The sequence below is a fragment of the Allosalinactinospora lopnorensis genome, from assembly GCF_000981225.1.
Taxonomy (GTDB): Bacteria; Actinomycetota; Actinomycetes; order Streptosporangiales; family Streptosporangiaceae; genus Allosalinactinospora; species Allosalinactinospora lopnorensis.
This window is the reverse complement of the sequence record NZ_LAJC01000105.1, coordinates 1-11,725: the sequence shown is the minus strand read 5'-3', so window position 1 is coordinate 11,725 and position 11,725 is coordinate 1. Positions and strand designations below refer to the sequence as shown.

Here is an 11,725-nt window from a genome sequence, read left to right as displayed (position 1 = left end):
TCGCCGGGCCGCGGGTGGGCCCGCCGGGAGCGGTCGGCGCGGTACCGCTGGCCGCGAGGCCGCCTTCCCGCCGCGGTCGCAGCCGCCCTCCCGTCTATCCTTGCGCGGAGAAGACCACGAGAGCGGAGGGCGAGGCGGCCGTGACCAGCAGGGCACTTGTACTCGGCGGAGGTGGCATCACCGGGATCGCGTGGGAACTCGGCATCCTGGCCGGTCTGTGCGAGGCGGGAACCGACCTCACCGGGGCCGACCTGGTGGTGGGCACGTCGGCCGGGTCCGCTGTAGGCGCGCAGGTCACCTCCGGACCCCCGCTGGAGGGCCTGTTCACCCGGCAGCTTCGCCCTGTCGGCGACGAGGTCGCGATGCGGCTGTCCAAGCACACGATCGCCCGGATGATCTGGTCGGTGTTCGACGAGGAGGATCTCACCCGGGCACGGGCCCGGATCGGCCGGATCGCGCACGCCTCGGCGCGCTCGTCACTCGCCGAACGGCGCCGGGCCATCGCCGCCCGCCTGCCCTCGCACTCTTGGCCGGCCGCGGACCTGCGCGTCACGGCCGTGAACGCGCGGACGGGCCGGCGCGAGGTCTTCGAGCGCGGCGGCGCCACCCTGGTCGAGGCCGTCATGGCCAGCTGCGCCGTCCCCGGAGTGTGGCCGCCGGTGCCGGTCGGCGGACGGCTCTACATCGACGGCGGACTGCACTCCTCCGCCAACGTCGACCTGGCCGAAGGTTACGACCGCGTCGTCGTCCTCGCCCCGATCAACCGGAGGCACGGCCCGCTGCCCTCGCCCGCTGATCAGCTGTACCGGCTTCCGGGGGCCTCCCGGACCGTGCTGATCACGCCCGGCGAGCACGCCAGGGCCGCCATCGGCCGGAACAACCTCGACCCGGCGCGCCGTGCCCCCGCTGCCCGCGCCGGCCGGCGCCAGGCGATCGAGGCGGCGGCCGAAGTGGCGCGGGTCTGGGAGGGCTGACGAGCGCGGTGCCGCTGATCTGTCGCCTTTCTCCTCTACGCTTGAGTTGCTATGGGAATGGAGAGCTCCGCTGAGTCGCCGCAGCCGGTCCGTGCGGTCATGCAGGCGATCGGTGGCTGGATCGGCAGACTGGGCCGGATCTGGGTCGAGGGCCAGATCGCCGAGCAGAACCGGCGCGGCGGGACAGTGTTCATCACCCTGCGCGACCCCGTCGCCAACGTGTCGGCGCGCGTCGTCTGTCCGCTCCGGGTGTTGGAGGCGACCACCCCGCCCCCGGAGCCCGGCGCCCGCGTCGTCATCCACGCCAAACCCGACTTCTACGTCGCCCGGGGCACGTTCTCCCTGCTCGCCCTGGAGATCCGGCACGTGGGGCTGGGCGAGCTCCTCGCCCGCCTCGAACAGCTGCGCAAGACCCTGGCCGCCGAGGGGGTGTTCTCCGACGCCCGCAAGCGGCCGCTGCCGTTCCTACCGAACACCGTGGGGCTCATCTGCGGGCGCGACTCCGCCGCCGAGCGCGATGTCCTGGAGAACGGGAGGCGCCGGTGGCCGGCCGTCCGATTCGAGGTGCGCGAGGTCGCCGTGCAGGGGGACCGCGCCGTGGGCGAGGTGCTGAACGCGCTCAAGGAACTCGACTCCGAGCCCGATGTCGCGTCATCATCGTCGCGCGCGGCGGCGGGTCGCTGGAGGATCTGCTGCCGTTCTCCGACGAGGCGCTGGTGCGCGCGGTCTCCGCCACCCACACGCCCGTTGTCAGCGCGATCGGGCATGAGCAGGACACCCCGCTGCTGGACTTCGTCGCCGACGTCCGCGCCTCCACGCCCACCGACGCCGCCAAGAGGTCGATCCCGGATGTCGGCGAGCAGCTCCAGCTCATCCGCCAGCTGCGCGACCGGGGGCGCCGTGTCATCGAAGGGGGCCTGACGCGCGAGGAGGCCTGGCTGGCCGGAATGCGCTCCCGCCCCGTGCTGGCCAGCCCGCTGCGCGAGATCGACCGCCTGACCGAGCAGATCACCGGGTTGCGCGACCGCGCCCGCCGGTGCGTCTCCGTCACGCTGGACCGCGCGGCTGACGACCTCCGGCACACCCGCGCCCGGCTGCTGGCGCTCTCGCCGGCCACGACGCTCGCGCGCGGCTACGCGATCGTGCAGCGTTCCGACGGCGCGGTCGTGCGCTCGGCGGCCGAGGCCACCGCGGGCGAGACACTGCGCCTGCGCTTCGCGGAGGACAGCATGACGGCGACAGCAGGCGACATCGAGGCCGCAGGGGAATCAGGAGCAGGGCATGAGTGAGAGCACCGCCGCGGCGGGCAGTGAGGAAACGAACGGCGCGGAGGGAGCCGGCCCCGAGCTGAGTTACGAGGAGGCGCGCGACGAGCTGAACACGGTCGTGCGCCGGCTGGAATCCGGCGGCCTCACCCTCAAGGAGTCCCTGGCACTGTGGGAGCGAGGCGAGGAACTCGCCAAGACCTGCGAGCAGTGGCTGGAAGGCGCCCGCGCCAAACTCGCCGTGGCCATGGACGAGGGCGAGGAGCAGCCCGAGGAGGCCGACACGCCGTTCTAGGGGTCCTCGGCGTCAGGGCCGGCGGGAAGGGGGAGGAGGCTGCCGGCGGTGTGCCGTCCGGCCGTTGAGCTCGTCGCTGAGGTCGCGGATGTTGCGCGGTAAGCCGCGGAAACAGGCGATGATCAGCACGAGCGCCGTTCCCAGGAAAAGCCAGGGGGCGATGTCGGCGAGGCGGCCGCCCACACCGATCGCGACGCTGCGGGCGAACCCTCCGCTGCCCAGGCCCAGCAGGCCCTCGACGAGTAGGGCGGCCACCAAGTAGGCCAGGGGAGGGCTTACCGACAACGAGAGCAGGTCCGTGGGGCGGACCAGCAGCGGGGTGAGGACGCACGCGGCCGTGAAAGCGACTCCGTTGATCGCCGGCAGGCCCGTGGCATGGGCGAGCAAGCCGGCGAGGAGGCTGATCAGCACGATCGCGGCAACGCCTCCGCGTCCCGTGAGGCGCACCGATGTCCTCGTGCCGGCCCGGGGCGCGGTCCGAGCGGACTTGGCGGGGCCGCGGCGTGGCGCCTGCCGGACGAAGAACGGTGCCCCGGAACCGGTCGGGCCCTCGGCCTTGCCCATCGCCGCGCACTCCCTTGTACGACTCACGGTATTTAGTATGTCACTTTTGGCGAAGAATCCGCCTCTTCTCGAAGGGCGGTGTCGTCGGTGGGAGCGCCGCCGAACGGCGCCCCGTACACGTGCGCGCGCTCGTCCGCCGGCTCGTCCCGGTCCGCGGAGCCGGCGCCCTCCGGCGCCGTCATCTCCGCCGAGCTCAGCGGCCGAGCCTGCTCGTCCACCCCTTTCGGCTGGTCCAGCTCGCCGTCCACGAGTCCCAGCTCCGTGAACCGGCGGGCGGTCACCAGTACCCGGCTCTCCAACGAGCCGACGGTCTGGTTGTAGGCCGCGACCGTGCGCGAGAGCGCCCTGCCGAGCCCGTCCATGTGCCCTCCCAGGGTCGCGAGCCGGTTGTGGAGCTGCTTCCCCAACTCGAAGACCGCGCGCGCGTTCTCGCTCAGCACCTCCTGCTGCCACGCGTACTGCGCGGTGCGCAGGAGCGAGATCAGCGTCGTCGGCGTCGCGATGTGCACCCGGCGCCCCATCGCGTACTCCAGCAGGTCCGGGTCGTGTTCCAGGGCCGGTGCCAGGAACGCCTCACCGGGGATGAACAGCACCACGAACTCCGGGGCGGGGCTGAACGCGGCCCAGTACGACTTCGCCGCCAGCTGGTCCACGTGCGCACGCAGGTGCTTGGCGTGCGCGTTCAGCCGGCTCTCGCGCGTTTCGGCGTCGTCGGTCTCCACCGCCTCCAGGTAGGCCGCCAGCGAGACCTTGGAATCCACGACGATGTTCTTGCCTCCTGCCAGCCGCACGACCATGTCCGGCCGCTGGATCCCCTCGCCGGTGTCCGCACGGGCCTGCTCCTCGAAGTCGCAGTAGGCGGCCATACCCGCCAGCTCCGCGACCCGGCGCAGCTGCAGCTCGCCCCAGCGGCCGCGCGCCTCGGGCCGGCGCAGCGCGGTCACCAGGGACTGGGTCTGGTCGCGCAGCCGCTCCGATCCCTCACGCACGTAGTCGACCTGTTTGGCGAGCTCGGCGTGCGCGGTCCTGCGTCCGGCGTCGACCTCGCGGAGCTGGCTCTCGACCCTGGTCAGCGTCTCCTTCAGCGGTTCGACGAGCTGCTCCACAGCCTTGCGCCGTTGCTCCATGTCCTGCCCGGCCTCCGCGCCGACCGCCCGCAGCCGCCCCTCGGCCAGTTCGAGGAAGCGCTGGTTGGTGGCGTCCAGGGCCTGTGCGGACAGCGCACGGAACCGGTCACTGAGCTGCTCCTCGATGTAGGCGGCGCGCTCCTCGGCGGCTTTGGCCTGTGCCCGGGACTCCGCTGTACGGCCGCGGGCGAGCAACCACCCCAGGGCCACGCCGATCGCGATTCCGATCAGCAACACCAAGATCAAGTAAAGGCCGTCCATAGCGGCCCATGCTCTCAATCTCCGGTGTTGTCGGTGTTCCCGCCACGCGAGGGAGAAGCCTGGATGTCGTTGAACGTCCGCACCAGTGCGGGCATCGAGCCCGCGTTCTGGTTCGGGCACGGCCTGACCTACACCACCTGGGATTACGGCGTCATCGAGGTCACCGGGCCGGTAGCCTGGCGTCGGTGCGGGTACGCGTCACGAACACGGGAGAGCGCTCCGGAGGCGAGGTCGTTCAGCTCTCCCTGTCCCCGGATCCGGAGACGGGCGCCGGCCGGCCGGAGCGCCCGGCCCGCTGGCTCGCCGGGTTCACCGTGGTCCAGGCAGGGCCGGGAAGACCGCGGAGGCCGAGATCAGCGTGAACCGCCGTTCGGCCGAGATCTGGGACACCGCCGCGCACGGCTGGAGTCTCGTCCCGGGCGGCTACGAGGTCCTGGCGGGCCGCTCCTACGCCGATATCCGGCTGTCGGCGCGGGTCGATGTGCCGGCCTGAGACGAAGAGAGCCGGATATCGGTCCGTATCTCATCGCGAGAGGCGCGGTCCGGATTTCGTGCCCAGCCGGTCCCGCGCCGGACCGCGACCGGGGGCGCGCCTCCTACGCCTCGCACGCCTTCAGGGCCCGCCTCCAGTCGCGGGTGACCTCCCACAGCTCCCCCGAAGGGGGAGTCGGCGCGAAGAGCCACATGCGGTGGGATCCGGAGTCGCGGCCGTCAATGGCGATGCGCGCCGGATAGGGCGGTTCGCCGCACAGGTGGTGCCACGTGTAGTCGAGCGGTTCCAGCAGCGCCATGAGGCGCTCCTCCACTCCGCGGTCCGGCAGCACCTCGCAGAACACCCACGGGCGGAATCGGCGCAGCACCTCCAGTCCGCCCGCGATGACATCGGGCTCCGTTGTCTCGGTGTCGATCTTGAGAACGGCGGGGACGGTCTCGGCCCGCTCCCGCCAGTGGGACAGTGTCTCGACGTTCACCCGCAGCCGGCCGAACTCCGGTCGGAACCCGGTGGCCAGCGAGTTCGAGGCGTCGGACCTCGCCGACAGCTTCAACGACGCGGTCCCGCTGTGGTTGCTCATCGCGAGCTCCACCACCTCCACGTCGAGGCCGTTGGCGCGGGCGAGTTGTCGCGCTGTCTCCGCGAGGCTCGGGGTCGGCTCGAAGGCGTACACGCGCCGCCGGCTGCGCGCGGCGGCGAGCAGCGCATAGAGTCCCACGTTGGCCCCGACGTCGAGCACGGCCCCCGGGCGGGCGCGCTCCAGCACGGCGAGGAAGCAGGCCAGCGTCTCGGGCTCGTAGCCGGCCAGCCCCACCTGCTCCAGCCGCTTGGGCACCCAGAAGTCGCCCGACACGGAGAAGTCCAGCGCCGGTGGGCCGGTCTGCGGAGCACCCTCCCGGCGGGGCAGATCCAGTTCGAAGTTGCGTACCTTCGGCGGTACGCGGGCCGGGTCGATCCCGCCGAGGCGCTGCGGCAGGCGGACACGGATCTTCCGGGTTGCCTGGCGCACCATCGGATGGCGACGGACGAAGGCCCGCACCTGGTCCGGTACCACTGCAAATCCCCCTAAATAGGCGTGAATCGCCTGGATCGGTGTCTGAGCCGGGTGGGGACGGCCCCGTTGGTTCCGCCGCCGTTTCCGGTCCGCGGGCGTGGCCCTTCCGGCGACCGCCCGGAACAGGGATGAGGAAGACTTCTCAAGAGCGCGGGGGTCCCGAAGACCAGGCGACAGTCAACGAACGTACTCCGAGGTCGGCGCGGCCCGCAGGCCATTTCATCCAAAGATCAGCGGCGTGTCACCGAAACGTCCATCCATGGGGTGACCAATACCCTGCGCCGGAGCCGGCTCTCCGGACACCGCGAGGGTGCGGACCGCCTAGACTCGACACTCGTGAGCCTGTCTATCGGTATCGTCGGTCTGCCCAATGTCGGCAAGTCCACGCTGTTCAACGCACTGACCAAGAACGACGCCCTGGCCGCGAACTACCCGTTCGCGACCATCGAGCCCAACGTCGGTGTGGTGGGGGTGCCCGATCTCCGGCTCGGCACGCTGGCCGAACTCTTCGGATCGGCCAAGGTCATCCCGGCCACGGTCGACTTCGTCGACATCGCCGGCATCGTCCGCGGCGCCTCCGAGGGGGAGGGACTGGGCAACCAGTTCCTCGCCAACATCCGCGAGTGCGACGCGATCTGCCAGGTCATCCGGCTTTCGACAACGCCGATGTGACCCACGTCGACGGCGACATCGAACCGTCCCGCGACATCGAGACGATCAACACCGAGCTGATCCTCGCCGACCTGCAGACCCTGGAGAAGGCGCTGCCCCGGCTGGAGAAGGACGCCAGGCGCAACGCCAAGGACAAGACCGCGCAGGAGACCCTTGCCGCGGCGAGGGCGGCGCGGGAGCTCCTGGACGAGGGGCGCGGCCTCCACGCCGGCGCCGCCGCCGGCATCGACCTCTCCCTGATCCGGGAACTCAATCTGCTGACGGTCAAGCCGTTCATCTACGTCTTCAATCTCGACAGCGGTGATCTGGCCGACGACGCGGTGCGCGCCAAGCTGCAGGACCTGGTCGCCCCGGCGGAGGCGGTCTTCCTCGACGCCAAGATCGAGGCCGAGCTCGCCGAGCTCGACGACGACGAAGCGGCCGAGCTCCTGGAGTCAATGGGACAGACCGAATCCGGGCTCGCCCAGCTCGCCCGTGTCGGGTTCGCCACACTCGGACTGCAGACCTATCTCACAGCGGGACCGAAGGAAGCGCGCGCCTGGACCATCAAGCAGGGCGCCACGGGGCCCGAGGCCGCCGGCGCCATCCACTCCGACTTCCAGCGCGGGTTCATCAAGGCCGAGGTCGTCTCCTACGGCGATCTGGTCGAGGCCGGGAGCATGCAGGCCGCGCGCGCCGCGGGCAAGGTCCGCATGGAGGGCAAGGAGTACGTGATGGCCGACGGTGACGTCGTGGAGTTCCGCTTCAACGTGTGACCCCGCACGGGTCGACCCTCCCCGTTCGGCCCGTGCCGGCACGCCGAGCTGTCCGCGGTCACGGCTATGGGGCGCTACCGTAAACACCGGGCAATGGGACACACTGTCCCGTTTTGGTTACGCAAACGCCACCCCTGGCTACCCGAACAGTGATTTCCCCCTTTCCGGTCAACCCGCAATTGCTGCGCTGACCTCGTCTTATCGAGAGAAGTGGCAGTATTTGGCAGTGTATTAACCGGTGCATTGCCCGGTTGTGCACTGTTGACCCCTTGATGTCAGGGGTAGAACGTGCGCCGGAGAGGAAACACGGACGCGTGTTGGCGGTCGTGATCCGGAACAATGCCTCACCATAGGTATGGGGTAGACAAGGGTCGGTAAAGAGCGGCGGCCCGGTGGACGTGTGTCCGGGCACGGATGGGGAGGCGTGATGTTTGGCAGGTCGACCGCGCGACGCGGTGCCGCCTCGAAGGACGGGGGGGACACCGTGGCGGCCGACTACGGCGAGAACGACAACGCTCTCTACGCCCCCGAAACCCCCGCCGGCCGACACCCTCGGGCCGGGGCCGGAGGCCGCTGGTGGGTCTGGGTCGGCCGTGCGGTGCTGTGGGCGTTCGTCCTCGTGGTTCTCTTCAACGGCATCTGGATGCCCATCCGCGGCAGTATCGCCCAGCCGTCCGAGAACGACGGCCCGGAGAGCACGGGCCCCAGCTTCCCCACCACTGCCGCTTCGGCGTTCGCCGTGCGCTTCGCCGGCGTCTACCTGGGCGGTGAGGGCGCCGGCGACAGCGCGAACGACGATCGGGAACGCGCCGAAGCGCTCGCCGAGTTCGTCCCCGAGGGTGAGGCCGCGGCCTTCGACACCACCGGCGCCGACTTCACCGGCGAGAACATCGAAGTCGTCTCCGTCGAGGTCCACGACGACCACAATGCCGTCGTCACGCTCAGCGCCGACGTCAACGGCGAGCCCATGAGCCTCGACGTCCCGATCTACGCCGCCGCCGACACCGCTCTCGTCGTCTCCGGCCCGCCCGCGCTGCTCGCGGCCCCTACCCGGGCCGAACTCCCCGAGAACGGCGCCCCCGAGAACGACACCGACGTCCGCGACGAACTGCAGGAGAACCTCGAAGGCTTCTTCGAGGCCTACGCCGAGACCCCCGATCACCTTTCTCGCTACGTTGAACCCGGCGCGCACGTTACCGAGCTTCCCCAGGGCACCCTGAGTTTCCACGAGGTGCGGGACGTCACCGTCCCGGTCGGTTCGGGCAACGGAGACGACGTGCGGGAGGCAACGGCCACAGTGGTGTGGCGGCTCGCGGACGCCGGCGACGAAACCCCTGCCGACCTGCGTCAGACTTATCAGCTGACCGTGGTCAAGGACGGCGGTAACTGGTACGTGCGCGATATTCAAGGAGCCCCGCAGTCGTTTACCGGCTGAACCCTTTGCGGGGCCGTAGCCAAGGAGACTGAAGAACCATGCAGGTCAGATGTGAGACACGGGAGGACGGCGGCTAAATGGATCCCCTGTTTTCCAGTGTCGCGCTTATGTTTTCGCACGTCGGGAGTGATGTATTCGGCGTTGACACCGTAACCGCGTTCGTGGCCGCCGCCGAGGACGCCCCGAACACCGAAGGGCTGGCCGATTTCCTGCGGGGCTTCTTCGGCCCGCTCTTCCTGGTGATCGTGTCGATCGTGGCGATCTTCTTCCTGTTCACCCGGGAGATTACGCGTTTCGCGCAGTTCATCATCCTCGCGATCTTCATCGGGATCGTGTTCTACGTGCCGGGGATCATCGAGGTCACCGCGACGGCCATCGCCCGCGCAATGGGCGTGTCGACCGAGTAGGAGGCCGCAGAGGTGGACCTGCCCACGTACACCAACATCTGGCGTATCGAGAAGCGGCTGTACAAGCTCTACGATTTCCGGCTGCCCATGCCGCTTCCGGTCGTCACGCTTGGTGTGCTCCTGGGCGTCTGCGCCGTCTGGTTCGCCCTGATGGGGGTGCTCCGGGTCCCCTTCGCCACACCGTGGCACGTGCTCTGGCTGGTCCCGCCCGGCCTCATCACCTTTCTCGCCACCCGTCCCGTCATCGAGGGCAAGCGGCTCACCGAACTGCTGTTCTCCCAGGGGCGCTTCCTGACCGAGGCCCGGGTCTACACCCGCCTGGCACCCGAACGCGAACCCGCCGAGATCACCGTCGCGGTGCGCGTCTGGCACCGCGATCCCGCGGCCGGGCCGCTGCCGGCGCCAACGGGAAAGGCGACCGCGAAGCGGAAGGTCACCAAGAGAGCAGACGAGAAGGGCGGGCGCGCCCGCCCGCCCCGGCCCGCCCTGCCCCCCGGCCAGGCCCCGGAACTCCCGGCGCCGGCCCCCGGACCGAAGGAGCTCGAACGGGTCCGGGAGGGCCGCCGAGCCGAGGCCGAACGGGAATCCGCCCTGAAGGGCGAACCGGTGGCGCCCGCCGCGCCTCAGGCGCCCGCGGACCCGGCGAAGGGCGGGACCGCCCGGGCCGGAACCGGTGCTCCCTCCGGCCGCCAGGAGCACACGCGGCCCGGCGGTGCGGCGGAGGAGGAGCGCGAACCGCGCGAAGAGGCGGTGGAAACAGAGACCGCCGCGGAGGCCGTGCCCCCCGTCCCCGCTGAACGTGCGGGGACCGGCGCGGGGCCGCGCGAACGGCGGCCCGGACCCGAGCCGGAACAGGATGAGCCCGCCACGACCCCGGCGGCCGAACTCCCGGAACCGACCGCCCTTCCGTCGGCCGCGCCCGACCTCGCACCGGCCGAGGAGGCGCCCGCCCCGGCGCCCAGCGGGAGCACGGCGGAGCGGAACGGCGAGACGGAGCGGCCCGCGGCTTCCGTCGACCGCCGCGGCCTGGGGACCAAGATCCTCAACTACTTCGGTTTCGCCCTGCACAGGATGCCCGCGCAGCGGGACGCAAGGCCGCCGGAGGACGAAGAAGAGGAGCAGCCGGCCGGCGGATCGGCGGGTGGCCAGGGGAGCGACATGCGGTCGCGGCTCGCGGCCGAGCGGGGTGCCGCGCACGGGCCGGCCCCCATACCGGGAGCGCCCCGGACACCGGAAGAGCTCGCGGCCTCGCTCGATATGGAGCAGCGGGACAGGGAGTGGTACAGCAGCCTGCACACCTCTTCCGGAGAGACCCCGTGGCCGCTGTCCTCCAAGGCCGCCTACGAAATCGGCGACACCGGCCCCATGGCAGCGCCCGCGGCCGACGACGAAGCCGGTGAGGAGCCGGTGGACAACACGATGGCCCGCCGGCGCGCCGAAGAGATGATGGCCGCCCCCGAGCCGTACCGGGAACCCTTGGCGTCCTCCGCGGAGAACGCCTCCTCGGAAGAGACCGGCGGCGCCCGTCCGCAGGCCGGGCTTCCCCCGTTGTCCGGTCCTCCTGCCGCCCCGGAGGACGTTTCACGCGAGCCGGGCGCGGCCCCCGCACCCGGCGGGAGGAACGAGTCCCCTGGAGCCGGAGCCGCACGCCCGGGGACCGAAGAACAGCAGGGCACTCCCGAGGCGGCCGGGCACGAGAGCCTCAAGCACGACAGCGCTGCCGGCTCCGGGACGATCCGGCACGAGCGGACCGCGGCCCCTCCGCCCGAGCGCGGGCGGGCCCGCGGCCTTGGCGCCCCCGCCACCCCGCAGGAGGCCCGCGACCAGGAGCCCAGGTCTCTTCGCCGCCGCCCGCACGCGGAACCGTGGAACCTGCCCGGCTACGGCCGCGGATCAGGCGGCGCCGAGGAATCCGCGGACGCCCAGGGGCCGGCGTCCGGTACTCCGTCCGCCCTCTCCGGGGACGCGAAACCGGACCTGCAGCTCGACCACGGGACGGACGAGCACGAGAGCCTGTCCGGTGTCCTCGGCGGCCCCGCGCCCGGGCCCCGCGACACGAAGGGCGGGGACAGCGGAGACGAGCACGCCCCCGCGGCCGGACCGCCCGCCGCGAGCGGCGGAAGCGAGGACTGCGGTGAAGGCCGCCCGACCGCGGACGGCGCCGGAGGCGCGGCGCACCCCGGACAGGACGAACCCCCTGAGCGCGGCGACCGCATGTCCGTGCTCGACCACCACCTGAGCCAGACCGACACCCCACCGCCATCGCCCCCGCGCTTCGCCCAGGCAGACCTGGTCAAGGGGGCCATCCCGCCCAAGCTGTCCGGGTGGTTCAACGAGAACCCGCCCGCCGACCGGGCCGGGGACGGCGCCCTCGGGAGAACCGGGGACGGGGGACGGAAGAGCCGCCCCGCGGGCCGCGCCGC

Annotated in this window: 9 protein-coding genes and 2 pseudogenes; 8 read left to right on the top strand and 3 right to left on the bottom strand. The window is 71.4% G+C overall.

Annotated elements, in window-relative coordinates; genetic code table 11:
* Positions 1 to 14 precede the first annotated feature (14 nt).
* From VS93_RS24460 to VS93_RS24450, 3 genes and pseudogenes are all read left to right on the top strand, one after another.
* A complete protein-coding gene (locus tag VS93_RS24460; protein ID WP_236700713.1) occupies positions 15 to 974 on the top strand; it encodes a patatin-like phospholipase family protein in 960 nt (319 codons plus the stop codon).
* Between the two features lie 51 nt (positions 975 to 1,025).
* Positions 1,026 to 2,263 (top strand): annotated as a pseudogene (gene xseA, locus VS93_RS24455) (exodeoxyribonuclease VII large subunit).
* Positions 2,256 to 2,534 (top strand): exodeoxyribonuclease VII small subunit, encoded by a 279-nt coding sequence (locus VS93_RS24450; protein WP_046472218.1) that lies wholly within the window; start codon positions 2,256 to 2,258, stop codon positions 2,532 to 2,534. Before xseA ends, VS93_RS24450 begins: the two are co-directional and overlap by 8 nt.
* Positions 2,535 to 2,546: 12 nt before the next feature.
* Here VS93_RS24450 and VS93_RS24445 read toward each other — a convergent pair whose 3' ends face one another.
* Entirely contained in the window at positions 2,547 to 3,098 is a 552-nt protein-coding gene (locus VS93_RS24445) for a DUF6542 domain-containing protein (protein WP_046472217.1), read from the bottom strand.
* Between the two features lie 32 nt (positions 3,099 to 3,130).
* Positions 3,131 to 4,486, bottom strand: coding sequence for a DNA recombination protein RmuC (gene rmuC / locus VS93_RS24440; RefSeq protein WP_046472216.1), 1,356 nt, complete (start codon positions 4,484 to 4,486; stop codon positions 3,131 to 3,133).
* A gap of 358 nt (positions 4,487 to 4,844) precedes the next feature.
* On the opposite strand from rmuC, the gene VS93_RS32150 reads away from it, so the two are divergent.
* Positions 4,845 to 4,979 carry a hypothetical protein gene (locus VS93_RS32150; protein ID WP_236700712.1) on the top strand — a complete coding sequence of 45 codons (135 nt, stop codon included), beginning with the start codon at positions 4,845 to 4,847 and terminating at the stop codon, positions 4,977 to 4,979.
* A gap of 103 nt (positions 4,980 to 5,082) precedes the next feature.
* Here the strand turns inward: VS93_RS32150 and VS93_RS24435 are convergent, their stop codons facing one another.
* Positions 5,083 to 6,033, bottom strand: coding sequence for an FkbM family methyltransferase (locus VS93_RS24435; protein ID WP_173434365.1), 951 nt, complete (start codon positions 6,031 to 6,033; stop codon positions 5,083 to 5,085).
* 336 nt (positions 6,034 to 6,369) lie between these two features.
* On the opposite strand from VS93_RS24435, the pseudogene ychF reads away from it, so the two are divergent.
* The 4 genes and pseudogenes from ychF to VS93_RS24415 all read left to right on the top strand — a co-directional run.
* Positions 6,370 to 7,460, top strand: a pseudogene (gene ychF, locus VS93_RS24430) (redox-regulated ATPase YchF).
* Between the two features lie 427 nt (positions 7,461 to 7,887).
* Entirely contained in the window at positions 7,888 to 8,895 is a 1,008-nt protein-coding gene (locus VS93_RS24425) for a conjugal transfer protein (protein WP_052745970.1), read from the top strand.
* 77 nt (positions 8,896 to 8,972) lie between these two features.
* Positions 8,973 to 9,302: a hypothetical protein gene (locus tag VS93_RS24420; protein ID WP_046472214.1), complete on the top strand. Its 330-nt coding sequence runs from the start codon at positions 8,973 to 8,975 to the stop codon at positions 9,300 to 9,302.
* A gap of 12 nt (positions 9,303 to 9,314) precedes the next feature.
* A partial coding sequence (locus tag VS93_RS24415) for a TcpE family conjugal transfer membrane protein (protein WP_046472213.1) occupies positions 9,315 to 11,725 on the top strand: 2,411 nt, incomplete at its 3' end.